The sequence below is a fragment of the Caulobacter sp. genome (assembly GCF_965279145.1).
In the GTDB taxonomy this organism is placed as follows: Bacteria; Pseudomonadota; Alphaproteobacteria; order Caulobacterales; family Caulobacteraceae; genus Caulobacter.
Genome location: NZ_OZ257139.1, coordinates 3,812,806 through 3,838,861, shown reverse-complemented (window position 1 = coordinate 3,838,861; position 26,056 = coordinate 3,812,806). Strand labels below are relative to the sequence as shown.

Here is a 26,056-nt window from a genome sequence, read left to right as displayed (position 1 = left end):
GTCCCCCGATACTCCAAGGGAGGCGATTAAACCTGCATGATCTCTTGTTCTTTGATTTTCAAGGCCTCGTCGATCCGCTTGATGGCCTCGTCGGTCATCTTCTGGACCTCGGTTTCCATCTTCTTCAGATCGTCCTCGCTGATGACGCTGGCCTTCTCGGCCTTCTTGAGGTCGTCATTGGCGTCGCGGCGGATATTGCGCACCGCGACCTTCTGGGCCTCGGCGTACTTGCCGGCGATCTTGGTCAGATCCTTGCGGCGCTCTTCCGTCAGCGGCGGAATGGGGATGCGCAAATTGTTGCCTTCGACCACCGGATTGAGGCCAAGATCCGAATTGCGGATCGCCTTTTCCACGGCCGAGACAACGCCCTTGTCCCAGATATTGACGTTGATCTGCCGGGGCTCGGGGACGCTGATCGAGGCGACGGTATTGAGCTGCACCATCGAGCCATAGGCGTTGACCACGATCTGGTCGAGCAAGTTCGAAGAGGCGCGGCCGGTGCGCAGACCGGCGAAATCTTCTTTGAGGGCAAGGACAGACTTGTCCATGCGGTCCTTGTAGCGGGACAGAACGGGCTTTTCGGCGGCGGCCATGGCTTGGGCTCTCTTCGCTGTGTCTAGGCGGCGTCTTGGGCGACGACGGTAAAGGTGCCCTCGCCCCGCAGGACGTTTAGCAGATTGCCGCGTCCCTTGATGGAGAACACCACGATCGGGATGTTGCTGTCGCGCATCAGGGCGACGGCGGAGGCGTCCATGACCCGCAGGTCCTTGGCCAGAACATCCATGTAGGTCAGGCGGTCATAGCGCTGCGCCGTGGCGTCCTTCTTGGGATCGGCGGTGTAGACGCCATCGACGCTGGTGCCCTTGAACAGGGCGTCGCACTGCATCTCGGCGGCGCGCAGGGCCGCGGCGGTGTCGGTGGTGAAGAACGGGTTGCCTGTGCCTGCCGCGAAGATCACCACCCGCCCCTTTTCGAGGTGGCGCTGGGCGCGGCGGCGGATGTAGGGCTCGCAGACCGTGGCCATGGGGATGGCCGACTGGACCCGCGTCGATACGCCGATGCGCTCAAGCGCATCCTGCATCGCCAGGGCGTTCATGACCGTGGCCAGCATGCCCATATAGTCGGCGCTGGACCGCTCCATGCCCTTGGCCGCGCCGGCCATGCCGCGGAAGATGTTGCCGCCGCCAATCACGATGCAGAGCTCGACGCCGGACTTGACGATCTGGGCGATGTCCTCGGCCACCGACTGCACGGTGTTGGTGTCGATGCCGTAGGGCGTGTCGCCCATCAGCACCTCTCCGGACACCTTCAGGAGCACGCGGCGGAAGGGCTTGGGCATGGTGGGTTCGGACATGGACCGGGCTCTTCCTGAGTCGTCGGCACGCAACATAGTGCGCGTTCGTCAAAAGTGGGATTGGTTTTGCGCGCCCGAAGGCAAAGCGAGAGCGATTGGCCCACACATGACCGGAGACAGGCGCGATAAGGGCGCGGCGCGCATCAAACGCGCCGCGCCCTCAAGGACATGAAGCCGTCCGCGCGCCAGAAGCGCACGACCGGACCTCGATATCTTAGCCTTGGCCGGCCATGGCGGCGACTTCAGCGGCGAAATCGCCGGCCGGAGCCTTTTCGACGCCTTCACCCAGGGCCAGACGAACAAAGCCCTTCACGGTGAGCGGCGAGCCCAGTTCCTTGCCGGTTTCGGCGACCAGTTGCTCGACGGTCTGATCCGGGTTCATGACGAAGGCCTGCTTCAGCAGCACGACTTCTTCCAGGAACTTGCGGATACGGCCTTCGACCATCTTCTCGACCACGGCGGGCGGCTTGCCCGATTCCAGGGCCTGCTCGGTGAAGATCGCGCGTTCCTTCTCGATGGCGGCCTGATCCAGGTCATCCGGCGAGAGCGACAGCGGGGCGGTGGCCGCCACGTGCATGGCGATCTTGCGGCCCAGTTCCAGGATCTTGGCCTGGTCGCCTTCGCCTTCGATGGCAACCAGCACGCCGATCCGGCCCAGGTCCGGCGCGGTCGCGTTGTGGATGTAGGACGACACCGCGCCCTGGGCGACGGTGAAGCGCGCCGAGCGACGGGCGACCATGTTCTCGCCGATGGTGGCGATCAGGTTGGTCAGGACGTCGGCGACGACTTCGCCGTCGACGGTCTTGCCGGCGCTGATGGCTTCGACGCCTTCGTTGTCCAGGCCAACGGCCGCGATCTTGCGGACGGCGTTCTGGAACAGCTCGTTGCGCGACAGGAAGTCGGTCTCGGCGTTCACTTCGACGGCGGCGGCCGTCATGCCGGCGCCGTCATTGCGGACGGCGATGCCCACCAGACCTTCGGCGGCGACGCGGTCGGCCTTCTTGGCGGCCTTCGAGAGGCCCTTGGAGCGCAGCCAGTCGATGGACGCTTCGATGTCGCCCGCGTTCTCCTGCAGCGCCTTCTTGCAGTCCATCATGCCGACGCCGGACTTTTCGCGCAGTTCCTTAACCAGCGCAGCCGTGATCTCAGCCATGGAAAATCTCCATATTCAAACGGTTAGCGACCGGGCTTGATAGCCCGGTCGCATGTCAGGGTCGCAACAGCCGCCCGAAGGCGACCGCTGGAAAATCAGCTCGCGGCCGGCTCTTCGGCGACGGCTTCGATCGCCTCGGCGGTCGCTTCTTGAGCGGCCTCCGGAGCAGCGGCTTCAGCCACCGGCTCGGGGGTCAGTTCGCGAGCCAGGGTCGGTTCCATCGGAGCGACCGAAGCGCCCAGGTCGACGCCCGACGAGGCCTGGCCGGCGGCCAGACCGTCGAGGACGGCGTCGGCGATCAGGTCGCAGTACAGCTGCAGGGCGCGAGCGGCGTCGTCGTTACCCGGGATCGGATAGGTGATGCCGTCCGGATCGCAGTTGGTGTCCAGGATCGCGATGACCGGGATGTTCAGCTTGCGGGCTTCAAGGATCGCGATCGCTTCCTTGTTGGTGTCGATCACGAACATGATGTCGGGGATGCCGCCCATGTCCTTGATGCCGCCCAGCGACAGCTCAAGCTTGTCGCGCTCGCGGGTCAGCTGCAGCAGTTCCTTCTTGGAACGGCCAGCGCCTTCGCCGGCGAGAACGCCTTCCAGCTCGCGCAGACGCGCGATCGAGCCCGAGACGGTGCGCCAGTTGGTCAGGGTGCCGCCGAGCCAGCGGTGATTGACATAGTACTGGGCGCAGCGCTTGGCGGCGGTGGCGACGGGATCCGAAGCCTGGCGCTTGGTGCCGACGAACAGCACGCGACCGCCGGCGGCGGCGACTTCACGCACCTTCACCAGGGCTTGGTGCAGGAGCGGAATCGACTGCGACAGGTCGATGATGTGGATGTTCGAGCGCGAACCAAAGATGTAGCGATCCATCTTCGGGTTCCAGCGGTGCGTCTGGTGGCCGAAGTGGGCGCCAGCTTCCAGGAGCTGACGCATGGAGAATTCGGGAAGAGCCATCGGGCCTGTATCCTTTTTCCGGTTGAACCTCCGCGGACACCCCCGTTCCGAACGATTTCGGAGCGGGACCGGAACGGCGACCTCGGGATTTCTCCCCAAGGCAACCGAACGTCCACGTGTGGAATGGCGCGGCAGATAGGCGCGAACGGATCAAAATGCAAGTCCTGTCGGCCCAGTCGCGTGACTTGGCCTGCCAATGACGGCCTCAAGCGCGCTCACATCGGGGCGCTTTCAACCTTCCGGATGGCGTCCAGTGGAAGATCGCCGCTGTCTGGCGGCAGCCATCCGGCGCGGCATAGACCGAATCAGTGAAGCGGGAATGCGCATCGCCCTGTCATCGCAAGCCAGCCCCGGATCCAGGACCGCCGGTGCGTTCGGAGGACGGCGCGTCGACTTCCGCGTTGAAGGCCTCGACGATCGCGTCGAACAGGTCGGCTTTGGGGGCCATGCCATCGGCGCTGAGCGCGTCAGCGACATGACCCGCGAGGTCAGCCAGGATGATCCCCCACGCCGACGTCTCCCGGGCCACGCCGTGCTCGGCGTACAAGCCAACCTTTAGCGAACAATGCAGTCCCTGCTCGGCGATCCAAATGCGAGCGAGTTCGACAGCCTGTCGTCGCGAAGCGCCGCGGGGGGAATTGCGCGTGCGTCCATCCTGACCTCCAGACGTTGATCTTACAGGCGACGGATGGCGCGGCATTCAGGCTGAAGGATCCGCCGCCGTTCAGCCGCCGCCGACACCGACTGACCGCCTCGCCCCGCTCAATGGCGCGAAGGCTTCTGGCCGAGGGCTCGACTGACGCCTTTCGTCAGAACGCCTTGCCGTTCACCTCGACCGGCTTCAGGGCGAAGACGTCGATGCCGTCCAGACAGCGCACATTGATCGCCGCCATGCGCACGCCGCCGGGCCCCTCCCCGCGCCCAAAGGACTCGATGCCGCATTCCGAGCAGAACAGGTGGGCGATCTTGTGCGTGTTGAACCGATATTCGGTCAGGACGTCCTGACCTCGCAGCAGCGTGAAGTCATCCTCGGCCGCGAAGGCCAGGACAGAGCCCAGCTTGCCGCAGCGCGAGCAGTTACAGGTGATGAGGTCTTCAAGACCGACCTCAACCTCGAACCGCACCTTGCCGCACTGGCAACCGCCCTGATGTCTGCTCACAACCGCATCTCCCGCCTCAGACGTCCTCGAGCAAGGCGACCCCAGGCGCGGTCTTCAACGCCCCGCGTAGGGAAGCATCCAGAGTATAGCGTCCCGGCAGCTTCAACTCGATCTCGCGGCCACCGCCGATCGCGGCGATGAAGCTGATTTCGCCGCCCTTCTGGGACACCGCCGGCTCCAGCCGCTTCCTCAAAGCCTCGACTTCGGTGGCGGATGGCGAAAGGTGAACCCGCAAGCCCGCCACGACGTTTTCGATGGCCTTCTCGATAGGCTCGGCGTCGTCGCCGAAGAACCGCACTTCTCCGTCGCGCGCCTTGGCGCGCACCTTGATGGCCACCGACTTGCCGGGCTCCAGCACGTCCCGGCACTTGCGCAGGGCTTCGGGCGGAAACAGCACTTCGTATTCTCCGGTCGGATCCGACAGCGAGACGAAGGCAAAGCGCTCGCCGCTCTGCGAAGCCCGCTCCTGGCGACGCCGCACGACGCCGCACATGCGGAAGGCCTCCATGCCGGCTTCGGCCTGAGGGATCACCTCGGTCAGCATGGCGGTGCGCCGACGACGCAGCATGCCGACCATGTCCTCCAGCGGGTGACCCGTCAGGTAGAAGCCGACAGCGGCCAACTCTTCGTCCAGCAGATCCACCTGGTTCCAGGGATCGATCTTCTTCAATCGGGGACGGCCCGCGGCGGGGTCGCCGCCGAACAGCGCGTGCTGGCCGCCCTGTCGATCGGCGGCGATGCTCTGGCTGTGGGCGATCAGGACGTCGGACGAGGCCAGGATCTGGGCCCGGTTCTTGTGAAAGGAGTCAAAGGCTCCCGCCCGCGCCAGGTTTTCAATGGCGCGCTTGTTGACCTGCTTGGGATCCACCCGCTCGACGAAATCGAAGATGTCGCGGAACGGGCCGCCCTCTTCGCGCACGGCGACCAGATGCTTCATCGCTTCCAGGCCGACATTGCGCACCGCGCCGAGGGCGTAGAGCACCTCGCCGTTCTCGACCTCGAAGTCGGCGCCCGACCGGTTCACGTCCGGGGCGCGCACCGTGATGTCGAACCGCCGCGCATCCTGGTGGAACACCGCCAGCTTGTCGGTGTTGGAAATATCCAGGCTCATCGACGCGGCCAGGAACTCGACCGGCGTATTGGCCTTCAACCATGCCGTCTGGTAGGCGATCAGGGCATAGGCGGCGGCGTGGCTCTTGTTGAAGCCGTAGCCGGCGAACTTGGCCACCAGTTCGAAGATCGAGCCGGACTGCTCGGCGGGAACGTTCTTTTCCTTGGCGCCGTCGACGAAACGGATCTTCTGCAGATCCATTTCCTCTTTCTTCTTCTTGCCCATCGCCCGGCGCAGAAGGTCGGCCTCGCCCAGGCTATAGCCCGCCAGGATCTGGGCGATCTGCATCACCTGTTCCTGATAGACGATGACGCCGTAGGTCTCCTTCAGCACGCCCTCCAGGGAGGGATGCAGGGTGTCGACCGGTTTGCGGCCGAACTTGCAGTCGACGAAGGTGTCGATGTTGTCCATCGGGCCCGGCCGATAGAGCGAGATAAGGGCGGTGATCTCCTCGATCGAACCGCAGCGCATCTTGCGCAGCGTGTCGCGCATGCCCTGGCTTTCCAGCTGGAACACACCGACCGTCTGGCCCGAGGCGAGAAGTTCATAGGTCTTGGTGTCGTCGAAGGGCAGTCGCCCCAGATCAACCTCGGCGCCGCGCTTCTTCAGGTGCTTCACCGCGCGGTCCAGCACGGTCAGGGTCTTCAGGCCCAGGAAGTCGAACTTCACCAGGCCCGCGCTCTCGACCCACTTCATGTTGAACTGGGTGGCGGGAAGATCCGAGCGCGGATCCTTGTAGAGCGGCGTCAGCTGGGTCAGCGGCCGGTCGCCGATCACCACGCCGGCGGCGTGGGTCGAGGCGTTTCGGAACAGCCCCTCGAGCTGCAGGGCCACGTCCAGACAGGCCGAAACGTTGCCGTCTTCCTTCTTGGCCTGCTTGAGTCGGGGCTCCAGCTCGATGGCCTGGGCCAGGGTCACCGGCGCGGCCGGGTTGTTGGGCACCATCTTGCAGAGCCGGTCGACCAGACCGAGCGGCAGCTGCATCACCCGCCCAACGTCGCGCAGCACGGCGCGGGCCTGCAGGCTGCCGAAGGTAATGATCTGGGCCACGCGGTCGCGGCCGTATTTTTCCTGAACGTAGACGATGACCTCTTCGCGTCGCTCCTGACAGAAGTCGATATCGAAGTCGGGCATCGAGACCCGTTCGGGATTGAGGAACCGCTCGAACAGCAGGCCAAACCGCAACGGATCAAGATCGGTGATGGTCAACACCCAGGCGACCAGCGAGCCGGCGCCCGAACCCCGTCCGGGGCCGACGGGAATACCGTGCGACTTGGCCCACTTGATGAAGTCCGACACGATCAGGAAGTAGCCCGGGAAGCCCATCTTCTTGATGATGCCGAGCTCGAAATCCAGCCGGTCCCAATAGACCTGTTCCTCGACCGCCAGTTCCAGGCCGTCGAGACGCATCCTCAGACCTTCTCGGGCCTGGTGTTCCAGTTCCTCGGGCTCGCTGCGGCCACCGCTGGTCGGGAAGCTGGGAAGGATCGGGTCGCGCTTCTTGACCAGAAACGCGCAGCGCCGCGCGATGTCGATGGTGTTGTCGCAAGCCTCGGGCAGGTCCGCGAACAGCTTGCGCATGTCGGCGGCCGGCTTGAACCAGTGCTCGGGCGTCACCCGCCGCCGCTCATCCTGGCCGACGAACGCGCCGTCCGAGATGCACAGCAGGGCGTCGTGGGCGTCGTAGAGCTCGCGCTTGGCGTAGTAGACGTCGTTGGTGGCGACCAACGGAACGTCGTTCTCATAGGCCCAGTTGACCAGGCCCGGCTCGGCGGCCGCCTGCCTCGGCAAACCGTGCCGTTGCAGTTCGACATAAAACCGATCGCCGAAGACCCGGCTCATTTCCGCCAGGGCCTGCGAAGCCTCAGCGGCCTTGCCGCCAGCAAACAGAGCATCCACCGGACCGTCGGTCCCGCCAGACAGCAGGATCAGTCCCTCGGCGTGCTTGACAACCCTCGCCCAGGGCACGATCGGCTCCGCCAGTTCGCCGCTTTCGAGATAGGCGATCGACGACAGTTCCGAGAGGTTGAGATAGCCACGCTCGTTCTGGGCCAGCAGCGTGATCGTGGGCGCGCGCGCCCAGCGTTCCGTAGGTCCAGCCCCGATGCCCGACACCGGCAAGGCGCAGCCAATAATGGGCTGAATGCCAGCGTCCTTGGCGTAGGACGAATACTCCAGCGCGCCAAACAGGTTAGCCCGGTCGGTCAACCCCGCGGCCGGCATACCGGCCGCCTCGGTCATCTTGCCGATCACATCGGCCTTGATCGCGCCTTCCAGCAGGGAATAGGCCGAGCGAACCCGAAGGTGGACAAATCCCTGTCCTTCGCCATCCGCCATGACCCACGCCTCCGCTCAATCGACTCAGGCCACCAACTGGGCGACCGAGCACATCATCCAGACGAAGCTGGCGACGGATACAAGCGCCAAAGACTCACGCGCGATACGGATCATCGGAACCTCCACAACGTTTCTTGTTTGTTCCATATTCCCCTTTCGTTCTGTTCACAAGATGTTCCGCGACCATCCACCGCATTTTCTTTCGGCGAGTCATTTCCCTCGCCTTTTCAATCGACGCTTGGGGCTGGTTCTTGGCCACGGATCAGGCCAGATCAGGCCATGCGCCTGATCATCGACACCGACACCGCCGGGGACGACGTGTTCTCCCTCATGCTCGCACTCACCCGCCCGGGCGTGACCGTTGAGGCCATCACGATCGCCCACGGTAATGTCGGCTTCATCCAGCACGCCGAGAACGCGCTGGTTACTCTGGAAGCGTGCGGCAAGGCCGGAACCGTCCCCGTCTATCTTGGAACCCAGGCGCCGTTCTCGCGCGCGCCGCTCGACGCCGCCTATGTTTTCGGCGCCGACGGCATGAGCGACAGCGGGTTCCCGCCAACCCCGCAGCGCCCGGAGCAAGGCCATGCGGTGGACGAGATCGTACGCCGCATCATGGCCGCGCCTGGCGAAATCACCCTGATCGCGCAGGCGCCGCTGACCAACATCGCCCTCGCCTATCTGCGCGAGCCCCGCATCGCCAAGGCCCTGAAGCACCTCTGGGTCATGGGCGGCACGGACAATGGCGTCGGGAATGTCACGCCGGCGGCCGAGTACAATTTCTACGTCGATCCGGAAGCCGCCAAGATCGTTATCAACGCCGGCTTCAACCTGTCGATCGTGACCTGGACCGAAACCCTTCGGGACGGGTTGCTCGATATGGCCCAACTGGCCGAACTCGAGGCTCTGGCGACGCCGCGCGCCCGGTTCTTCACCGACGTCAACCGCGCCTCGCTGGCCTTCGCGCGCGAGACGGAGGGGCTGAATGGCAGCCTGCATCCCGACGCCCTGACCTGCGCGGTCGCCCTGGACGAAAGCCTGATCCTCGAGGCGGAAGAGGCGGTCGTCGATGTCGAGACGCTCGGCGAACTGACGCGCGGCTATCTCAGCGTCTCGCACGCGATCCTCCCCGATATCGAGATCGCCGACCCCGCCCTGAAACGTCGCCCGCCCAACGCCCGGGTCATCAAGAAGATCGATCAGGCCGGCTTTTTCAACGCCATGCGCGCGGCGCTGCTCTGACGCGCTTAACCGGCGCCTAAGAGGTTCGGCGCTAAGCTAGGACCATGAAACGCGGGCCGGCTTCAGCTTTGGGGATTTTGGTCGCCATCACGGGCGCGGCGGCGACTCCGGCGCGCGCCGAGCCCGACCTCTTCTCCCGCGACACCGTCTCCGGCGTCGTCGATCTGCGCCTTGCCACGGCGAGCGGCGCGACATCGTGGATCGACAACGGCCTGGCCAAGAGCCGCTTTGGCTCGAACCGCGGGGGCCTGCGCCTGGGCGAGGCCGCCGTCGTCTGGAACCCGAGGTTCTCGGACTCACTCTCGGCGGTGTTTGTGGGCGAGAGCCAGGATGGTCAGGACCACATCGTGGATCTGGGAGAGGCCTATCTGGCCTATCGCGGACCCAGCGGCGGCGCCTGGCGCGTGTCTGGTCGAGCCGGCGCGTTCTACCCCCAGATCTCGCTGGAACATGACGGTCTGGACTGGACCGTGCCCGACACCATCACGCCCTCGGCCATCAATACCTGGGTGGCGGAAGAGACCAAGGTGGTGGCGTTCGAGGCCACCGCGCGGGGCGCGGTCCTTGGCCAGGGCCTGTCTGCCACGGCCGGCCTGTTCACCCATGGCGACACCTCCGGCACCCTTCTGGCGTTCCGGGGGTGGGCCCTGCACGATCTCAAGTCGCCGGCGACCGGTCGCTTTCCCTTGCCGCCGCTCAGCGCTTTCATGGCGCGCCGACAGGCGCGCTCGACCACCCCGCTTCGGGAAATCGACGGCAAGCGCGGGGTGTATGGTCGTCTGGAATGGCGCCCCGACTCCAGGCTGACACTCGATCTCTTCGGCTATGACAACGGAGGCGACAGGATCAGCGTCGAGGACCTCGAGTGGTCGTGGGAGACCCGCTTCTGGAACCTCGGCGCGAGACTGGATCTGGGCCGCACGCAGCTTCGAGCGCAGGTCATGCGGGGCGAAACCCTGATGGGATACTCAAACGCCAATGGCGTCTGGGTCGATACCGGCTTCGAGGCGGCCTATGTGTCCGCAACCCGTTCTTGGGGGCCGGGTAGCGCGACGGCGCGACTGGATCACTTCTCGATCAGCGACCGAACCAACAAGGCTGTCGACAATACCGCCGAACACGGCTGGTCGGCGCTGGCGGCCTATCGCTGGGACCTGAGACCCGACACCCAGATCGTCTTCGAGGCCATGACGATACAGGGCGGCCGCCCTTCGAGAAGACAACTAGGGCTGGCCCCTGACTACGATCAGGCCGTTTTGCAGACCGCCTATCGACGCCAGTTCTGACCTCGCGGGCACTACAATCTAGAAGGTCTGGGCTTCCAGGTGACCGTCCTTGAGGGCGAAGACACGGTCCATGTAGCGGGCCAGATCCATGTTGTGCGTTGCGATCAGGGCCGCGACGCCCTGCCCTCGCGCCAGACTGTAAAGCGACTGGAACACCGCCGCCGAAGTCGCCGGATCGAGATTGCCGGTCGGCTCATCGGCCAGCAGCAGTTGCGGCCGGTTGGCCAGGGCGCGGGCGATCGCCACGCGCTGCTGCTCGCCACCGGACATCTGGGCGGGCTGGTGAAGAAGCCGCGCGGTCAGGCCCAGCTCGCCGAGCAGATCTTCGGCGCGAGCATTGGCCTCGGCGCGACTGCGGCCGGCGATCATGCCGGGCATGGCGACATTTTCCAGCGCGGTGAACTCGGGCAGCAGATGGTGGAACTGATAGACGAAGCCCACAGTGCCCAGTCGAATACGCGTCCGCACTCGCTCCGACAGTTTGGAGCAATCCCGGCCACCCAGGGCGACAAGACCGGCGTCGGGACGTTCCAACAGGCCCGCCGAATGTAACAGCGATGACTTGCCGGAGCCGGAGGGACCAATCAGGCCGACCACTTCGCCGGGATAGACGTCGAGATCCACGCCCCGGAGAACCGGAAGATCGCCGGCCTCGGTCTTGTAGACGCGCTCAACGCCACGCAGCGACAGGACGGGACTACTCATAGCGAAGCGCCTCCACGGGATCGAGACGCGAGGCGCGCCAGGCGGGCGGCAGGGTCGCAACGATGCTCATCAGGGCCGACAGCCCGACAATGCCGCCGACCTCCGACCAGTCGATCTTGGCCGGGATATGGGACAGCATGTAGACGTCGGCGCTGAACACCGCCGTGCCCGTGACCCACTCCACGAAATTCTGGATAGCCGTGATATTGGCGCAGAACAGCACGCCCAGCAGCAGCCCCGCGAGGGTGCCCGCCACACCGATCGAGGCGCCCGCCATCACGAATATCCGCAGGATCGACCCCTGCCCCGCCCCGATGGTGCGGAGAATGGCGATGTCCTTGCCCTTGTTCTTCACCAGCATCACCAGGCTGGAGATGATGTTGAGGGTGGCGATGGCCACGATGCAGAACAGGATCAGCCGCATCACCTTTCGCTCGACCTGCAGCGCGGTGAAGTAGCTGTGGTTCTTGTCCATCCAGTCGGCGACCAGCGCTCCTGGACCGCTGGCGGCCTCGACGGCGGGTTTCAGCGCCTTGGCCTCGTCCGGGTCATCGACCTTGATCTCCACATAGTCGACCGAGGTGTCGCGACCGAAGAACAGCTGGGACTGCTCAAGCGGCATGTAGACATAGGCTTCATCGAACTGGCTCATGCCCACGCTGAAAACGCCGCCGACGATATAGTCCTTCTCCCGCGTCGAGGTCCCAAAGGCGGTAGCCGGGCCGGACGGAGAGATCAGGGTGATCGCGTCGCCGGGAACGACGCCCAGATTGGCGGCCATCCGGTCGCCGATCAGGATGATGTCGCCGCCGTACTCGCCCTGGCCGAAGCCTGACAACGAGCCCTTCTTGATGTTGTCCGCGATGATCTTCAGGCTTCGCAGGTCGCGAGGCGTGACCCCGCGCACAATCGCCCCCGTGACCTGGCTGGGGCCGATGACCATAGCCTGGGCTTCGACCATCGGCACGGCCTGGATCACGCCGGGCACGGCGCGAATGCGACTGATCACGCCCTCGCGGTCGGGACCGTTGATCAACGGGGACTGGGCGTAGAGATGGCCGTTGAAACCGAGGATTCGGCCCAAAAGCTCGGCTCGGAAACCGTTCATCACGCTCATCACGGTGATCAGGGCGAAGACCGCCAGCATCACGGCGCAGAACGAGATCACCGAAATCAGGGCCACGCCGCCGTTCTTGCGCTTGGCCAGCAGGTAGCGCCAAGCGACGGACCGCTCCCAGCGGCTGAACGGACCGGCGGCCCTGAGATCGCTCATTAGCCCACCTTGCTTTGCGTCAGACCGTTCAACACAGACTCCAGCGAAGCCGTCGAACGCTCGCCGGTCGCCCGGTTCTTGATCTCGACAACGCCTTCGGCGATGCCCTTGGGGCCGATGATCAGCTGCCAGGGCAGGCCGATCAGGTCCATGGTGGCGAACTTGGCGCCGCCGCGGGTGTCGGTGTCGTCGTAAAGCACCGTCTTGCCGGCCGCCGTCAGCGCCTTGTAGGCGGTGTCGCACGCCGCGTCGCACGCCGCGTCGCCCTGGCGCATGTTGATGACGCCCACATCGAACGGCGCCACCGACTCCGGCCAGATGATCCCTGCGTCGTCGTGGCTGGCCTCGATGATCGCGCCCAGCAGGCGCGAGACGCCCACACCGTAGGAGCCCATTTGCGCGGGGACATCCTTACCGTCCGGACCCGTCACCAGGGCCTTCATCGGCGCGGAATACTTGGTCCCGAACGAGAAGATGTGGCCGACCTCGATCCCGCGCGCGGACAGGCGGTCGCCCTCGGCGACCGCGGCGAAAGCGGCCTCGTCGTGCATTTCCTCGGTCGCCGCGTAGAGCGCGGTGCGTTGGTCGACCAGATGCTGCAGGTCGCCGTCCCAGTCGACGTCGGGACCGGGCGCGCCCATCTCCACCAGGTCCTTGTGGCAGAACACGGCGCTCTCGCCCGTGTCGGCCAGGACGATGAACTCGTGGCTCAGATCGCCGCCGATCGGACCGGTGTCGGCGCGCATCGGCACGGCCTTCAGACCCATGCGCGAGAACAGGTTCAGATAGGCCACGAACATGCGGTTGTAGGACTTGCGCGCGCCCTCGGCGTCGAGGTCGAAGCTGTAGGCGTCCTTCATCAGGAACTCACGGCCGCGCATCACGCCAAAGCGCGGACGGCGCTCATCCCGGAACTTCCACTGGATGTTGTAGAGGTTCTTGGGCAGGTCCTTGTAGCTCTTGACCGAGGCCCGGAAGATGTCGGTGACGACTTCCTCGGCCGTGGGGCCGTAGAGCAGTTCGCGCTTGTGGCGGTCGGTGATGCGCAGCATCTCGTCGCCGTAGTCGTCGTAGCGGCCGCTCTCGCGCCACAGCTCGGCCAGCTGGATCGTCGGCATCAACAGCTCGATGGCTCCGGCGCGATCCATCTCCTCGCGGACGATCTGCTCGATGCGGTTCAGCACCCGCAGGCCCAGCGGCAGCCAGGCGTAGATGCCCGCCGCCTCCTGGCGGATCATGCCGGCGCGCAGCATCAGTTGGTGCGACACGATCTGGGCGTCGGACGGGGCTTCCTTCAACACGGGCAGGAAATAGCGCGACAGGCGCATCAGAAAGACGTCTCCGGGGAATGCGAGGGCCTGAGATAGCCTCTTGCCCGTCAGCTTGGCAACGCGCGGGGCGAAAAGATGGCTATCGCGAGGTCGAGAACGAAAAGAAGGCCGCGCGATCCTCGCGCGGCCTTGCAAGTTCATCGTCGGGGAAGACGCCACAGAGTGAGACCGGCAACGGCCGATCTCGTAGGGACACCTTAGGCCTTCGAACATTTGTTGGGGCATGCGCGTGCGGACCTCACGGCGCATTTGGGCGTTTCGCCCAAGCCTTGAGCGATCGCAGGCAAAAACACCGCGCTACGCCCAAGCGTTGGGCGCCCAGCCATACCTAAAAGGTCGAACGCATCGGCGGCAGGCTGATCAGATGGAAGCGAATGACCAGCCACACCACCGAAAACACCACCAAGGCGATCCAGGTGGTGGTGATGAACTTGCGCTTCAGATTCGGGTTCACCGGAGCGCCGGGATCACCGCCGCCGGGCGGCTTGAGGCCCATCTCATGATAGCTGCGCGAGCCGATCGGCAGCACGGCGAACAGAACCGTCCACCAGATGACGAAGAAGACGGAAATGGACGTGAGCACGCTCATCAGTGGTGCGCCTCCTTGGGCGTCTCCATGAGTTCGACCAACAGGCCGCCCATGTCCTTGGGGTGAACGAAAATGATCAAGGTGCCATGCGCTCCGATGCGCGGTTCGCCCAGCACCGTGGCGCCCTTGGCGACCAGGGCGTCGCGCGCTTCGTAGATATTCTCGACCTCGAAACAGATGTGGTGCTGACCGCCCTTGGGGTTCTTGGCCAGGAAGGCATGGATCGGCGACTTTTCCCCATAGGGTTCGATCAGCTCGATCTGGCTGTTGGGCAGGTTGACGAAGCACACCCACACGCCCTGCTCCGGCATCGCCCATTTCTCGGTGACGGACGTCGCGCCCAGCAGGTCGCGATACATCTTCAGCGACTCGTCGATGGACGGCGTGGCGACGCCGACGTGGTTCAGCTTGCCGATCATGATCATTGCTCCCGCGCGTATTGTTGTTTGCGCGAAGGCCTAACACCTGTGCTGCAGCGCGAAAAGGCCCGCCCGCCGTGGCAAAAGGACGGCGGGCGGGCCCTCCCCCTAGGTCAGGTGCGCAGAACCGTGGTCTCGACGACAGGCTTGCGTTCCCAGATCCGGAACGCGGCCTTTTTCACGGCCCGCGAGATGGCGTTCTCGATGGCTTCGTCGTTGTCCTTGTCGTTGCCGCCAAGCCGCTTGAAGGCGGTCTCGGCTTCCTCGGCCAGGTCGTCCATGGCTTCGTCCAGCGGATAGTCGTTGTCGCCCGCCAGGCCCAGGCCCCGCACCTGCGGGCCCGAGACGATGCGGTTCTTGCCGTCGATCACGATCGAGACCGCCAGCATGCCATTGAACGCCGCGTGGCGACGCTCGCGCAGGGCCTGACCGTTCTCGGGCGTGACCACGCCCCCGTCGACATAGAGGCGCCCGGCGGGAACCTCATCGATGATCTCGGGATGACCCGGGGCCAGGCGCACCATGTCGCCGTTACGCGGCGAGATGGCGTGCGGAACCTGGAGGTCCTTGGCGAAGGCGGCGTGTTCGATCAGGTGGCGGCGCTCGCCATGGGTCGGCACGGCGATCTCGGGGCGCACCCACTGGTACATCTGCTTGAGTTCGTCGCGGCAGGGGTGACCGCTGACGTGGATGCCGGGCGTGTCGCGCTCGGTGTGCAGACGCACGCCGCGGTCGGCCAGCTTGTTCTGCAGATTGCGGATCGGGATCTCGTTGCCCGGGATGACCCGCGAACTGAAGACCACGTGGTCGCCCTGCGACAGCTTCACATGCGGGTGGTTGCCCTCGGCGATCCGCGACAGGGCCGCCCTCGCCTCACCCTGGCTGCCGGTGCACAGGAACAGGATCTCGTTCTCGGGCAGGTACTTGGCCTGATCGTCGGTGACAAAGGGCTCAAGCCCCGCCAGGAACCCTACCGAACGGGCGGCGGCGGCCATGCGGTGCATCGAGCGGCCGGCCAGGCAGACCTTGCGGCCGGCGGCCTGAGCGGCGCGGATCACGGTGTCCATCCGCGCGACGTTCGAGGCGAAGCAGGCGACCGCGATCTTGCCGGTCAGGCCGGAGATCAGCTTGTTCATCGCCACACGGACGTCGGCCTCAGAGCCGGCCTCGCCGTCGACGAAGACGTTGGTCGAGTCGCAGACCATGGCCAGAACGCCGGCGTCGCCCAGGCGACGCAGGCCTTCGATATCGGTGGCCTCACCCAGCTGCGGGTTCGGATCGATCTTCCAGTCGCCGGTGTGAAGGATCGTACCCAGCGGCGTCTTGATCGCCAGACCGTTCGGCTCGGGGATCGAGTGGGTCAGGGTGATCATTTCCAGATCGAAGGGACCGATCTTGAACTGGCCGCCCAACGGGATCTCGGTGATCGGCACCTCGTCCAGCAGACGCGCGTCGCGCAGCTTCTCGCGCAGCAGGAACGCCGTGAAGGGTGTGGCGTAGACCGGCGCCTTCAGCCGCGGCCACAGCCAGTGCACAGCGCCCAGGTGATCTTCGTGGGCGTGGGTCAGCACGATGCCCAGGATGTCCTTGGCGTAGGCCTCGATATATTCCGGATCGGGCAGGATGATCTCGACGCCAGGCGTCGTCTGATCGCCGAAGGTCACGCCCAGATCCACCACGATCCACTTGCGATCGTGAGCCGGGCCAAAGCCGTACAGGTTGAAGTTCATGCCGATCTCGTTCGACCCGCCGAGCGGCAGGAAGACGAGTTCGTCTTGGGAGGATTTTGTCATCAGGTCTCTGAGATGGTGTTGCGACGGTGAATTTCGAGTAGTCCGCGGATCGTCAGATCCGAATCGAAGTGATCGATGCAGTCCGTGGCGCCTTCGAACAACGAGGCGACCCCGCCGGTGGCGACCACGGTCATGGGCTGGGCGCGCTCAGCCTTGATGCGCGTCACAAGCCCTTCGATCAAAGAGATATAGCCCCAAAACACGCCAGACTGCATGGCGCTGACGGTGTCAGTTCCCACAACGCGGTTGCGGGCCGGGCGTTGAATGGCGATCCGGGGCAGCTTTGCGGCTGCCTCATGCAGCGCCTGCATGGAAAGATTGATGCCCGGCGCGATGATGCCGCCTTCGAACGCGCCATCGGCGGCGACGATATCAAAGGTGGTGGCCGTGCCGCTGTCGATGACGATCAGCGGACCAGGATAGACCATGTGCGCCCCGACGGCGTTGACCAGACGGTCGGCGCCGGCCTCCGAGGGCTTGTCGATCCGCACATCGACGCCCAATTTGGCGTTCTCGCCGATCACCAGCGGCTCGACGTTGAAATAGCGGCGCGAGAGGTTGCGCAGGTTGAAGATCGACTGCGGCACCACGCTGGAGATGATGCAGGCGTCGATCGCCCGGAAACCCAGGCCCTGCATCGACAGCAGTTGCGACAGCCACACCACATACTCGTCGGCCGTCCGCGTGCTCTCGGTGGCCGAGCGCCACTGGGCGATCCAGTTCTGGCCATCATGGATGGCGAACATCGTGTTGGTATTGCCCTGCTCGATAGCCAGCAGCATCAGGAAGACTCACCGAAGAAGACGTCGCCGGCCGTGATGCGCCGCAAGCACCCGTCAGGCAACCGAAGCCTCAGAGCGCCATCGCCATCGAGCCCTTCGGCTATGCCCTGCACCGTCTCGGTTCCAAGGCGGGCGACGCACGGCTCGCCCAGGCCGTGCGCGCGCGCCGTCCAGGCGTCGGCGATCGCCGGGAAACCCAGCGACAGCCAAACGGCCGACCAACGCTCGAACGCTTCGGCCAGCACCTCGATCGCTTCGATCGGCGACGGCGGCGGCGCGGCGCGATAGGTCGTCAGGGCGGTGGCGGGGCGTTCGCTGTCGAGCGGCTTGCGGGCCAGATTGACGCCGACGCCGGCGGCGATCCAAAGCCCGCCCGTGGGACGCGCTCCCGATTCGATAAGAATCCCACTGACCTTCATGCCGCCCAGCATCGGGTCGTTGGGCCATTTCAAGCTGATCAGCGAGGCTGGCACATAGGCGGCCAAAAGGTCCGCCACCGCCAGCGCGGCGACGAACGACACCTGGGCGGCCTCTGCCGGCGGCTTGTCCGTGGTGAACAGCAGGGTGGCGGCGAGGTTGCCCGCTCCGGTCTCCCAGGCGCGACCTCGACGACCACGGCCCGCGGTCTGACGCAGACCAACAAGCCAGACAGGCCCAACCTCGCCGGCTTCGGCGCGGCGGCGAGCTTCGGCGTTGGTCGAGTCGATCTCGTCGAGAACGACGACGGGCGCCCCCTTTGAGCCCGGGGGGACGCCCGTCACGTCACGCGTGGCCAAAGGCCGCTGCGGCGGCCTTGGCGGCCGGGTCGAGCCAGATCAGCGCGATCAGCACCACAGGGAAGGAGAAAGCCGCGGCGGCGAAGCCAACGGCGCGGGCGGCCGGAGCGGGTGCGTCGACCGGGCCGGTGGGCGCATCGAACCACATCGTCTTGATCAGGCGCAGGTAATAGAAGGCCGCGACGACGCTGCCGACCAGGCCAAGCACGGCCGCCCACTGCATCATCACGTCGCCCGTGCCGAGCGCCGCCTTGAAGACGTAAAACTTCGACCAGAAGCCCGAGAACGGCGGCAGGCCCAGGGCCGACAGCGAGAACGCCGTCATGGCCACGGCCACGCCCGGACGTTCCTTCACCAGGCCGGCCATGTCTTCGATGGTCTCCAGCGGCTTGCCGTCGCGGGTCAGGGCCTGCAGGCAGGCGAAGAAGCCGGTGACGTCGACCATGTAGAGGATCATGAAGACCAGCATGGCGTGCAGGCCCACTTCGCCGCCGGTGGCGACGCCCAGCAGGGCGTAGCCGACATTGGCGATCGAGCTATAGGCCCACAGGCGCTTCAGATTGCTCTGGGCCAGACCGGCGAACGCGCCGACGAAGACCGAGATCAGCGAGGCGATGATCAGGATCTGACGCCATTGGGCGACGGAGTCCGGGAAGGCGTCGCCCAGAACGCGGGCGAACATCATCATGGCCGCCAGCTTCGGCGCGGCGGCGAAGAAGCCGACCACAGGGGTCGGGGCGCCTTCATAGACGTCCGGCGTCCACATGTGGAACGGCGCGGCCGAGACCTTGAAGGCCAGGCCGCAGATCAGGAACACCAGGCCAAACAGCAGGCCCACGCCGTGCGTCCCATGGGCCGCGGCGGCGATCTCCGAGAAACGGGTCGAGCCGGCGAAGCCGTAGATCAGCGACGAGCCGTACAGCAGCAGTCCCGACGACAGGGCGCCCAGCACGAAATACTTCAGGCCGGCTTCCGAGGCCTTGGCGTCGTCGCGGCGGAAGGCCGCCAGGACGTACAGCGCCAGGGATTGCAGCTCGACGCCCATATAGAGGCTGATCAGGTCGCCGGCCGAGGCGGTGACGCCCATGCCCAGCGCGGCCAGGATCACCAGCACCGCATATTCGAACTTCTGATCATTGCGCTGGGCCAGCCAGCGGTCGCCCAGCACGATGCCGACGGCGCTGGAGATGAAGATCGCCACCTTGGCGTAGGTCGCCGCGGCGTCGGCCGAATAGACGCCGTTGAAGGCATGCCCATGCGGACCGATCACCGAAGCCACGGCCGCCGCGACCAGCGCCGCGACGCTGGCCAGCGTGAAGGCCGGCGTGACCTTACCCTGGAAGGCGCCCCAGACCAGCAGGACGAGGGCTGAGACCGCGAGGATGAACTCGGGCAGGATCAGCGAAAAATTGGCTGAAAACGTCATCAGTCCCTCACCCGCCCACGGCGGCGCGCCAGGCGCCAACCAGCGCGTCGACGGACGACGCGGTCAGGTTAAACACGAAATTCGGATAGATCCCCAGGACCAGGGTCGAGATGATCAGCGGTGCGAAGATCAGGATCTCGCGCTTGTCGAGATCGGTGATCGTCTTGAGCTCCGGATTGACGATCTCGCCGAACATGACCCGGCGATACAGGTTCAGAGCGTAGACCGCCGAGAAGATCACGCCGCTGGCGGCGACCAGCGCGGTCCAGGTCGAGGCCTTGTAGGCGCCGGTCATGGTCAGGATTTCACCGACGAAGCCCGAGGTGCCCGGCAGGCCCACATTGCCCATGGTGAACAGCATGAAGGTCGCTGCGTACCACGGCATGCGGTTGGTCAGGCCGCCGTAGAAGGCGATCTCGCGGGTGTGCATGCGGTCGTAGACCACGCCGACGCAAAGGAAGAGCGCGCCGGAGATGACCCCGTGGCTCAGCATCTGGAAGATCGCGCCCTGCTCGCCCGCCACATTGCCCGAGAAGATACCCATGGTCACGAAGCCCATGTGGGCCACCGACGAATAGGCGATCAGCTTCTTGATGTCGGTCTGACGGAAGGCGACCAGCGAGGTGTAGACGATGGCGATCACCGACATCGCGAACACCAGCGGCTGGAACAGCTCCGAGGCGTTGGGGAACATCGGCAGGCTGAAGCGCATGAAGCCGTAGCCGCCCATCTTCAGCAGGATACCCGCCAGGATGACCGAACCGGCCGTCGGCGCCTCGACGTGGGCGTCGGGCAGCCAGGTGTGGACCGGCCACATCGGCATCTTCACCGCGAACGAGGCGAAGAAGGCCAGCCACAGCCAGGTCTGGAGCCACGGCGCGAACTTGTAGTGCATCAGGTCGGGGATCGACGAGGTGCCCGAGATCGAGATCATCGCCAGGATCGCCGCCAGCATCAGCACCGAGCCGAGCAGCGTGTAGAGGAAGAACTTGTAGGCGGCGTAGACGCGACGCTTGCCGCCCCAGATCCCGATAATCAGGAACATGGGCACCAGGCCGCCTTCGAAGAACAGGTAGAAGAGGATCAGGTCCAGCGCGCAGAACACGCCGATGACCAGGGTCTCCAGCACCAGGAAGCAGATCATGTATTCCACGATCCGCTTGTCGATCGACTTCCAGCTGGCGATCACGCAGATCGGCAGCAGGAACGCGGTCAGCAGCACGAACAGGATCGAGATCCCATCCACGCCCATGCGGTAGTGCAGGCCCGCGAACCAGGCCACGTCTTCCACGAACTGGAAGCCGGGGTTCTTGGCGTCGAACTGGGCGACAAGCAGGATCGACAGCGCGAAGGTGACCAGTGTGGTCGCCAGGGCGATCCACTTGGCCAGATTGTCGGTCGAGGCGTTGTCGCCCTTGATCGCGCGGACCGCCAGAAGAATGGCGACGCCGGCGAGCGGGGCGAAGGTGGTGAGGCTGAGAAGGCCGCTCATAAGCTCCGTCCCCCTCAACGGAATGCGTACAGGGCGAAGGTCAGCAGGCCGGCGACGCCGAGCAGCATGACAAACGCGTAGTGATAGACATAGCCGGTCTGGAGCTTGCCGGTCCGGCGGCCGACCTCATAGCTGACGGCGCTGACGCCGTCTGGCCCGAGGCCGTCGATGAGCTTCTGATCCCCGCCCTTCCAGAACAGGTCGCCGAGGAACTTGGTCAGGCGCACGAAGGTGGCCTGATAGAGCTCGTCGAAGAACCACTTGTTGTAGAAGAACACATACAGCGGGCCGTTGCGGGCCGCGAGCTTGGCGCCCAGACGCTCGTTGCCCTTGATCAGGTAGACATAGATCGCGATCATCAGGCCGATGATCGAGGCGATAAGCGGGCTCCATTTCACCCACTCGGCCACTTCATGGGCTTCGTGCAGAACGTGGTTGGTCGGGGCGTTGTAGATCGCGCCGCGCCAGAACTCTTCCTGATGGTGGCCGACGAAGTAGTCGACGAACACGAAGCCGGCCAGCACCGCGCCGATCGACAGCACGACCAGCGGCAGCAGCATCACCCACGGGCTCTCGTGCGGCTTGTGATCATGGCCGTGGCCGTGATCGTCGTGCGCATGATCGTCATGGGCGGCGTGAGCGTCATGACCATGGTCATCGTGCGCGTGGGCGTCATGCCCCCAGCGAGCCTGGCCGTTGAAGGTGAAGAACGCCAGACGCCACGAGTAGAACGAGGTCAAACCCGCCACCAGCACGCCGATCACCCAGGCGAACATGGCGATGGAGTTCTCGCCGCCGGCCGCGAAGGCCGCCTCGATGATGGTGTCCTTGGAATAGAAGCCGGCGAAGCCCAGGTGCAGCGGCGGGAAGCCGAGACCCGTGATGGCGATGGTGCCGATGGTCATGGCGATGAAGGTCACCGGCAACAGCTTGGCCAGGGAGCCATACTTCCGCATGTCCTGTTCGTGGTGCATGCCGTGGATCACCGAACCGGCGCCCAGGAACAGCAGCGCCTTGAAGAAGGCGTGGGTGAACAGGTGGAACATCGCCGCCTGATAGGCGCCGACACCGGCCGCGAAGAACATATAGCCCAGCTGCGAACAGGTCGAATAGGCGATCACGCGCTTGATGTCGTTCTGGGTCAGACCGACCGTCGCGGCGAACAGGGCCGTGATCGCGCCGATCACCGTGACGATGTTCTTGGCGACGGGCGCGTATTCGAACATCGGCGACAGCAGGCACAGCATGTAGACGCCCGCGGTGACCATGGTCGCCGCGTGGATCAGGGCCGAGACCGGGGTCGGGCCTTCCATGGCGTCCGGGAGCCAGGTGTGCAGGAAGAACTGCGCCGACTTGCCCATCGCGCCGATGAACAGCAGGAAGCAGGCGATATCCATCAGCGGGAACATGTGACCCGCGAATTCCCAGCTGCGACCGGCGTTGGCGGCGACCTGCGGGAAGATCTCCGCGAACTGGATCGAACCGAACGCCCAGTAGGTGGTCATGATGCCCAGGGCGAAACCGAAGTCGCCGACGCGGTTGACCACGAAGGCCTTGATGGCGGCGGCGCTGGCCGAGGGCTTCTTGAACCAGAAGCCGATCAGCAGATACGAGGCCAGACCCACGCCTTCCCAGCCGAAGAACAGCTGCATGAAGTCGGCGGCCGTGACCAGCGACAGCATGGCGAAGGTGAACAGCGACAGATAGGCGAAGAAGCGCGGCTTGCTGTCGTCCTCGGCCATGTAGCCCCAGGAATAGATGTGCACGAGCGCCGACACCGTCGTGACCACGATCAGCATCACCGCCGACAGGGCGTCGATGCGGATCGACCAGTTGGCCTGGAAGTCGCCGATGCTGATGAACGGCAGCAGGTGGACGGTGAAGGCCTCCATGTGCCCCCAGGTCCACTGGCTGAAGGTGTACCAGCTCAGGCCGCAGGCCAGCAGCAGGCCGCCGGTGGTGATCGCCTGCGAGGCGACATCGCCGATGCGACGGCCAAACAGGCCCGCGATGATCGCCGCGACGAGCGGGGCGAAGAGGATGATGGTGACGAGAGTCTGCATGACGTCGCTTAGCCCTTCATCATGCTGGCGTCGTCAACCGCGATGTCGCCGCGGTTTCGGAAGAAGGTGACGAGAATGGCCAGGCCGACGGCCGCCTCGGCGGCGGCGACGGTCAGCACGAACATCGCGAAGATCTGGCCGACCACGTCGTGCAGATAGACCGAAAAGGCGACCAGATTGATGTTCACCGCCAGCAGGATCAGTTCGATCGACATCAGGATGACGATGATGTTCTTGCGGTTCACGAAGATGCCGAAGACCCCGATCGTGAACAGGATCGCGGCGACCACGAGATAGTGCGACAGGCCGATCATTCGGAGATCCCCTCACCCGGCTTGATCTGAACCAGTTCCATCCCGGTCTTGGGCGAACGGGCGACTTGCTTGCCGATGTCCTGGCGCTTGACACCCGGCTTGTGGCGCAGGGTCAGAACGATGGCCCCGATCATGGCGACCAGCAGGACAAGGCCCGCCATCTGGAAGAAGAAGACGTAGTCGGTGTAGAGCACCCGGCCGATCGCCTCGGTGTTGCTCACGCCCTCGGGCGAAGCCATCGGCGCGGCGTTCTTGCCGGCGGCGCCGTTGGTGGCGACCGTGGCGGCGACGAAGATCATCTCCAGCGTCAGCACGCCGGCCACAAGCCCGCCGATCGGCAGGTACTGGGCGAAGCCCTTGCGAAGTTCCTCGAAGTCGACGTCCAGCATCATGACGACGAACAGGAACAACACCGCGACCGCGCCCACATAGACGACGATCAGCAGCATCGCGAGGAACTCCGCGCCCAGCAGGACGAAGAGGCCCGCGGCCGAGAAGAAGGCGGTGATCAGGAAGAGCACCGAGTGCACGGGGTTGCGCGCCGACACGACGAGAAGACCCGCCGCCAGCGTTGTGAAACCCAGCAAATAGAAAGCGATCGCCTGCAAGGCCATTGGCCCAGGTGCTCCCCTGAAAACTACATCCATGACGACATCGCCGTGTGGCGCGCCGCCCCCTTCGGATTCGCCGCCCGTCTTTAGCGGTAGGGCGCGTCCAACTCCAGATTCTTCGCGATGAGGCGTTCCCAGCGGTCGCCATTATCGAGAAGACGTTCCTTGTCGTAATAGAGCTCTTCGCGCGTTTCGGTCGCGAACTCGGTGTTCGGGCCTTCCACGATGGCGTCCACCGGGCAGGCCTCCTGGCACAGGCCGCAGTAGATGCACTTGACCATGTCGATGTCGTAGCGGGTCGTGCGGCGGCTGCCGTCCTCGCGCGGTTCGGCCTCGATGGTGATCGCCTGGGCGGGGCAGATGGCCTCGCACAGCTTGCACGCGATGCAGCGTTCCTCACCCGACGGATAGCGGCGCAGGGCGTGCTCGCCCCGGAAGCGCGGCGACTGCGGGTTGCGCTCGTTCGGATAGATGACCGTCTTCTTCGGCGCGACCATGTATTTCATGGCCAGGCCGAAGGCGTTGGCGAAGTCGAGAAGGGCCGCGCCCTTAATCGCCTGGGAAATGCGTTGCATCATGGCCGTCAATCACCCTTCGGAATGACGCAGGTGTAGTTTGAAAGCTGGGCGGGATCTCCCCCGTCCTGCTTGGCTTGCAGCACCCCGCCATCGGCCTTGCACTTGTCGCCGGCCCGGCGGAGTTCGTCATAGTTCACGATGCCCCGTCCCAGCGAGTAGGACTTGCCCGAAGCATCATCGGTGGCGCAGGCCGCCAGTGATGCGAGGGCAAGACCTGTCAGGGCCAGGGCGAAAGCGCGGTTCATCAGGCGGCCGGACCAAACACGCGCCACGCGGCGACCAGCGCGACCAGAACCAGCGAGGTCGGCAGGAACACCTTCCAACCCAGACGCATCAGTTGGTCATAGCGGTAGCGAGGCACGATGGCCTTGGCCATGGCGATCATGAAGAACCAGAAACAGATCTTGGCGAAGAACACCAAGGCCAGGAACAGATTGCCCCACCAGCCCCAGCTCTCGAGGAACGCCGTCGGGAAACCAGGATTCCAGCCCCCGAAGAACAGCACGCTGATCATCGCGCACATCAGGACGATGTTCGAATATTCGGCGACCATGAACAACAGGTACGGGGTCGAGCTGTATTCGACCTGATAGCCGGCCACGAGTTCGGATTCGGCTTCGGGAAGATCGAACGGAGGGCGGTTCGTCTCGGCCAGGGCCGAGATGTAGAACATGCCCATCGCCATCACCATGACCGGCAGCAGGACGATGTTCTTCAAGCCACCGCCGAAGACGTTCCAGTTCCAGAACCAGCCGGACTGCGCCTGAACAATGGTCGACAGGTTCATCGACCCGGCCAGCAGGATCACCGTGATGATGATCAGGCCGATCGAAACTTCGTACGAGACCATCTGCGCCGCCGAACGCAGCGCGCCCAGGAACGGGTACTTCGAGTTCGAAGCCCAACCGCCCATGATGATGCCGTAGACGCCCAGCGAGCTCATCGCCAGCAGGTAGAGGATGCCGACGTTCAGGTTGGAGACGACCCAGCCCGGCGCGAACGGAATGGCCGCCCAACCGACGAAGGCCAGAACCAGGCTCAGCAGCGGCGCCAGGATGAAGATCACCTTGTCGGCGCCGGCCGGGATGATGATTTCCTTGAGCACGAACTTGAAGAAGTCGGCGAAGGACTGCAGCAGGCCGAACGGGCCCACCACGTTGGGTCCCTTGCGCATCTGAACGCCGGCCCAGATCTTGCGGTCGGCCAGCAGCAGGAACGCCAGGCTCAGCAGCACCCAGATCACGACCAGCAGGATGCCGCCCGTCGTCAGAAGGGTCCAGGTCACGGCGGGGTTGGAGAAGAAAGCGCTCATCG

26 protein-coding genes are annotated in these 26,056 nt (G+C 64.9%); 2 read left to right on the top strand and 24 right to left on the bottom strand.

What is annotated here, in order from left to right; all coding sequences use genetic code 11:
• Positions 1–26: 26 nt before the first annotated feature.
• The 8 genes from frr to sidA all read right to left on the bottom strand — a co-directional run bounded on the left by frr (position 27) and on the right by sidA (position 8,179).
• Positions 27–593: a ribosome recycling factor gene (frr, locus tag ACQY9P_RS17925; RefSeq protein WP_421737869.1), complete on the bottom strand. Its 567-nt coding sequence runs from the start codon at positions 591–593 to the stop codon at positions 27–29.
• A gap of 23 nt (positions 594–616) precedes the next feature.
• The gene (pyrH, locus tag ACQY9P_RS17920) at positions 617–1,354 is read right to left on the bottom strand and encodes a UMP kinase (RefSeq protein ID WP_421737870.1); all 738 of its coding nucleotides are present in this window, start codon (positions 1,352–1,354) and stop codon (positions 617–619) included.
• Between the two features lie 214 nt (positions 1,355–1,568).
• Positions 1,569–2,507, bottom strand: coding sequence for a translation elongation factor Ts (tsf, locus tag ACQY9P_RS17915; protein ID WP_421737871.1), 939 nt, complete (start codon positions 2,505–2,507; stop codon positions 1,569–1,571).
• Between the two features lie 95 nt (positions 2,508–2,602).
• Positions 2,603–3,457 (bottom strand): 30S ribosomal protein S2, encoded by an 855-nt coding sequence (gene rpsB, locus ACQY9P_RS17910; protein ID WP_421737872.1) that lies wholly within the window; start codon positions 3,455–3,457, stop codon positions 2,603–2,605.
• Between the two features lie 334 nt (positions 3,458–3,791).
• A complete protein-coding gene (locus ACQY9P_RS17905; RefSeq protein ID WP_421737873.1) occupies positions 3,792–4,157 on the bottom strand; it encodes a DUF5076 domain-containing protein in 366 nt (121 codons plus the stop codon).
• A gap of 109 nt (positions 4,158–4,266) precedes the next feature.
• Entirely contained in the window at positions 4,267–4,617 is a 351-nt protein-coding gene (locus ACQY9P_RS17900) for a GFA family protein (protein WP_421737874.1), read from the bottom strand.
• 16 nt (positions 4,618–4,633) lie between these two features.
• Positions 4,634–8,065, bottom strand: coding sequence for a DNA polymerase III subunit alpha (gene dnaE / locus ACQY9P_RS17895; RefSeq protein ID WP_421737875.1), 3,432 nt, complete (start codon positions 8,063–8,065; stop codon positions 4,634–4,636).
• A gap of 24 nt (positions 8,066–8,089) precedes the next feature.
• Positions 8,090–8,179, bottom strand: coding sequence for a cell division inhibitor SidA (sidA, locus tag ACQY9P_RS17890; protein ID WP_156111316.1), 90 nt, complete (start codon positions 8,177–8,179; stop codon positions 8,090–8,092).
• A gap of 165 nt (positions 8,180–8,344) precedes the next feature.
• On the opposite strand from sidA, the gene ACQY9P_RS17885 reads away from it, so the two are divergent.
• Both ACQY9P_RS17885 and ACQY9P_RS17880 read left to right on the top strand, forming a co-directional pair.
• A complete protein-coding gene (locus ACQY9P_RS17885; protein ID WP_421738304.1) occupies positions 8,345–9,304 on the top strand; it encodes a nucleoside hydrolase in 960 nt (319 codons plus the stop codon).
• 44 nt (positions 9,305–9,348) lie between these two features.
• Positions 9,349–10,590, top strand: a complete 1,242-nt coding sequence (locus tag ACQY9P_RS17880; RefSeq protein ID WP_421737876.1) for a hypothetical protein — start codon at positions 9,349–9,351, stop codon at positions 10,588–10,590.
• An 18-nt stretch (positions 10,591–10,608) separates the two neighbouring features.
• Here the strand turns inward: ACQY9P_RS17880 and ACQY9P_RS17875 are convergent, their stop codons facing one another.
• The 16 genes from ACQY9P_RS17875 to nuoH all read right to left on the bottom strand — a co-directional run bounded on the left by ACQY9P_RS17875 (position 10,609) and on the right by nuoH (position 26,054).
• Entirely contained in the window at positions 10,609–11,295 is a 687-nt protein-coding gene (locus tag ACQY9P_RS17875) for an ABC transporter ATP-binding protein (protein ID WP_421737877.1), read from the bottom strand.
• Entirely contained in the window at positions 11,288–12,568 is a 1,281-nt protein-coding gene (locus ACQY9P_RS17870) for a lipoprotein-releasing ABC transporter permease subunit (RefSeq protein WP_421737878.1), read from the bottom strand. Before ACQY9P_RS17870 ends, ACQY9P_RS17875 begins: the two co-directional genes overlap by 8 nt.
• Positions 12,568–13,896, bottom strand: a complete 1,329-nt coding sequence (proS, locus tag ACQY9P_RS17865) for a proline--tRNA ligase (protein ID WP_421737879.1) — start codon at positions 13,894–13,896, stop codon at positions 12,568–12,570. The genes ACQY9P_RS17870 and proS overlap by 1 nt, the downstream gene beginning before the upstream one ends.
• A gap of 331 nt (positions 13,897–14,227) precedes the next feature.
• Complete coding sequence (locus ACQY9P_RS17860; protein ID WP_421737880.1) at positions 14,228–14,488, bottom strand: DUF1467 family protein; 261 nt, start codon at positions 14,486–14,488, stop codon at positions 14,228–14,230.
• Positions 14,488–14,907 carry a methylmalonyl-CoA epimerase gene (gene mce, locus ACQY9P_RS17855; protein ID WP_421737881.1) on the bottom strand — a complete coding sequence of 140 codons (420 nt, stop codon included), beginning with the start codon at positions 14,905–14,907 and terminating at the stop codon, positions 14,488–14,490. The genes ACQY9P_RS17860 and mce overlap by 1 nt, the downstream gene beginning before the upstream one ends.
• Before the next feature lie 113 nt (positions 14,908–15,020).
• Positions 15,021–16,700, bottom strand: coding sequence for a ribonuclease J (locus ACQY9P_RS17850; protein ID WP_421737882.1), 1,680 nt, complete (start codon positions 16,698–16,700; stop codon positions 15,021–15,023).
• Positions 16,700–17,485 carry a type III pantothenate kinase gene (locus ACQY9P_RS17845; RefSeq protein WP_421738305.1) on the bottom strand — a complete coding sequence of 262 codons (786 nt, stop codon included), beginning with the start codon at positions 17,483–17,485 and terminating at the stop codon, positions 16,700–16,702. Before ACQY9P_RS17845 ends, ACQY9P_RS17850 begins: the two co-directional genes overlap by 1 nt.
• Complete coding sequence (locus ACQY9P_RS17840) at positions 17,482–18,243, bottom strand: biotin--[acetyl-CoA-carboxylase] ligase (RefSeq protein ID WP_421737883.1); 762 nt, start codon at positions 18,241–18,243, stop codon at positions 17,482–17,484. Before ACQY9P_RS17840 ends, ACQY9P_RS17845 begins: the two co-directional genes overlap by 4 nt.
• 1 nt (position 18,244) lies before the next feature.
• Positions 18,245–19,684: an NADH-quinone oxidoreductase subunit NuoN gene (gene nuoN, locus ACQY9P_RS17835; protein WP_421737884.1), complete on the bottom strand. Its 1,440-nt coding sequence runs from the start codon at positions 19,682–19,684 to the stop codon at positions 18,245–18,247.
• 7 nt (positions 19,685–19,691) lie between these two features.
• A complete protein-coding gene (locus tag ACQY9P_RS17830; RefSeq protein WP_421737885.1) occupies positions 19,692–21,194 on the bottom strand; it encodes an NADH-quinone oxidoreductase subunit M in 1,503 nt (500 codons plus the stop codon).
• Entirely contained in the window at positions 21,191–23,239 is a 2,049-nt protein-coding gene (gene nuoL / locus ACQY9P_RS17825; RefSeq protein WP_421737886.1) for an NADH-quinone oxidoreductase subunit L, read from the bottom strand. The genes ACQY9P_RS17830 and nuoL overlap by 4 nt, the downstream gene beginning before the upstream one ends.
• A gap of 8 nt (positions 23,240–23,247) precedes the next feature.
• Positions 23,248–23,553, bottom strand: coding sequence for an NADH-quinone oxidoreductase subunit NuoK (gene nuoK, locus ACQY9P_RS17820; protein WP_421737887.1), 306 nt, complete (start codon positions 23,551–23,553; stop codon positions 23,248–23,250).
• A complete protein-coding gene (locus tag ACQY9P_RS17815; RefSeq protein ID WP_421737888.1) occupies positions 23,550–24,167 on the bottom strand; it encodes an NADH-quinone oxidoreductase subunit J in 618 nt (205 codons plus the stop codon). The genes nuoK and ACQY9P_RS17815 overlap by 4 nt, the downstream gene beginning before the upstream one ends.
• Before the next feature lie 83 nt (positions 24,168–24,250).
• Positions 24,251–24,742, bottom strand: a complete 492-nt coding sequence (gene nuoI / locus ACQY9P_RS17810) for an NADH-quinone oxidoreductase subunit NuoI (RefSeq protein ID WP_421737889.1) — start codon at positions 24,740–24,742, stop codon at positions 24,251–24,253.
• A gap of 5 nt (positions 24,743–24,747) precedes the next feature.
• Positions 24,748–24,987: a hypothetical protein gene (locus tag ACQY9P_RS17805; RefSeq protein WP_421737890.1), complete on the bottom strand. Its 240-nt coding sequence runs from the start codon at positions 24,985–24,987 to the stop codon at positions 24,748–24,750.
• Positions 24,987–26,054 (bottom strand): NADH-quinone oxidoreductase subunit NuoH, encoded by a 1,068-nt coding sequence (nuoH, locus tag ACQY9P_RS17800; RefSeq protein ID WP_421737891.1) that lies wholly within the window; start codon positions 26,052–26,054, stop codon positions 24,987–24,989. The genes ACQY9P_RS17805 and nuoH overlap by 1 nt, the downstream gene beginning before the upstream one ends.
• Positions 26,055–26,056 lie beyond the last annotated feature (2 nt).

What these genes read in the sequence shown, in the direction of transcription:
- frr (WP_421737869.1), bottom strand. Translation starts at nt 593, where the DNA reads ATGGCCGCCGCCGAAAAGCCCGTTCTGTCCCGCTACAAGGACCGCATG.
- pyrH (WP_421737870.1), bottom strand. Translation starts at nt 1,354, where the DNA reads ATGTCCGAACCCACCATGCCCAAGCCCTTCCGCCGCGTGCTCCTGAAG.
- tsf (WP_421737871.1), bottom strand. Translation starts at nt 2,507, where the DNA reads ATGGCTGAGATCACGGCTGCGCTGGTTAAGGAACTGCGCGAAAAGTCC.
- rpsB (WP_421737872.1), bottom strand. Translation starts at nt 3,457, where the DNA reads ATGGCTCTTCCCGAATTCTCCATGCGTCAGCTCCTGGAAGCTGGCGCC.
- ACQY9P_RS17905 (WP_421737873.1), bottom strand. Translation starts at nt 4,157, where the DNA reads ATGCCGCGCCATCCGTCGCCTGTAAGATCAACGTCTGGAGGTCAGGAT.
- dnaE (WP_421737875.1), bottom strand. Translation starts at nt 8,065, where the DNA reads ATGGCGGATGGCGAAGGACAGGGATTTGTCCACCTTCGGGTTCGCTCG.
- sidA (WP_156111316.1), bottom strand. Translation starts at nt 8,179, where the DNA reads ATGATCCGTATCGCGCGTGAGTCTTTGGCGCTTGTATCCGTCGCCAGC.
- ACQY9P_RS17885 (WP_421738304.1), top strand. Translation starts at nt 8,345, where the DNA reads ATGCGCCTGATCATCGACACCGACACCGCCGGGGACGACGTGTTCTCC.
- ACQY9P_RS17880 (WP_421737876.1), top strand. Translation starts at nt 9,349, where the DNA reads ATGAAACGCGGGCCGGCTTCAGCTTTGGGGATTTTGGTCGCCATCACG.
- ACQY9P_RS17875 (WP_421737877.1), bottom strand. Translation starts at nt 11,295, where the DNA reads ATGAGTAGTCCCGTCCTGTCGCTGCGTGGCGTTGAGCGCGTCTACAAG.
- ACQY9P_RS17870 (WP_421737878.1), bottom strand. Translation starts at nt 12,568, where the DNA reads ATGAGCGATCTCAGGGCCGCCGGTCCGTTCAGCCGCTGGGAGCGGTCC.
- proS (WP_421737879.1), bottom strand. Translation starts at nt 13,896, where the DNA reads ATGCGCCTGTCGCGCTATTTCCTGCCCGTGTTGAAGGAAGCCCCGTCC.
- ACQY9P_RS17860 (WP_421737880.1), bottom strand. Translation starts at nt 14,488, where the DNA reads ATGAGCGTGCTCACGTCCATTTCCGTCTTCTTCGTCATCTGGTGGACG.
- mce (WP_421737881.1), bottom strand. Translation starts at nt 14,907, where the DNA reads ATGATCGGCAAGCTGAACCACGTCGGCGTCGCCACGCCGTCCATCGAC.
- ACQY9P_RS17850 (WP_421737882.1), bottom strand. Translation starts at nt 16,700, where the DNA reads ATGACAAAATCCTCCCAAGACGAACTCGTCTTCCTGCCGCTCGGCGGG.
- nuoN (WP_421737884.1), bottom strand. Translation starts at nt 19,684, where the DNA reads ATGACGTTTTCAGCCAATTTTTCGCTGATCCTGCCCGAGTTCATCCTC.
- nuoL (WP_421737886.1), bottom strand. Translation starts at nt 23,239, where the DNA reads ATGCAGACTCTCGTCACCATCATCCTCTTCGCCCCGCTCGTCGCGGCG.
- nuoK (WP_421737887.1), bottom strand. Translation starts at nt 23,553, where the DNA reads ATGATCGGCCTGTCGCACTATCTCGTGGTCGCCGCGATCCTGTTCACG.
- ACQY9P_RS17815 (WP_421737888.1), bottom strand. Translation starts at nt 24,167, where the DNA reads ATGGCCTTGCAGGCGATCGCTTTCTATTTGCTGGGTTTCACAACGCTG.
- nuoI (WP_421737889.1), bottom strand. Translation starts at nt 24,742, where the DNA reads ATGATGCAACGCATTTCCCAGGCGATTAAGGGCGCGGCCCTTCTCGAC.
- ACQY9P_RS17805 (WP_421737890.1), bottom strand. Translation starts at nt 24,987, where the DNA reads ATGAACCGCGCTTTCGCCCTGGCCCTGACAGGTCTTGCCCTCGCATCA.
- nuoH (WP_421737891.1), bottom strand. Translation starts at nt 26,054, where the DNA reads ATGAGCGCTTTCTTCTCCAACCCCGCCGTGACCTGGACCCTTCTGACG.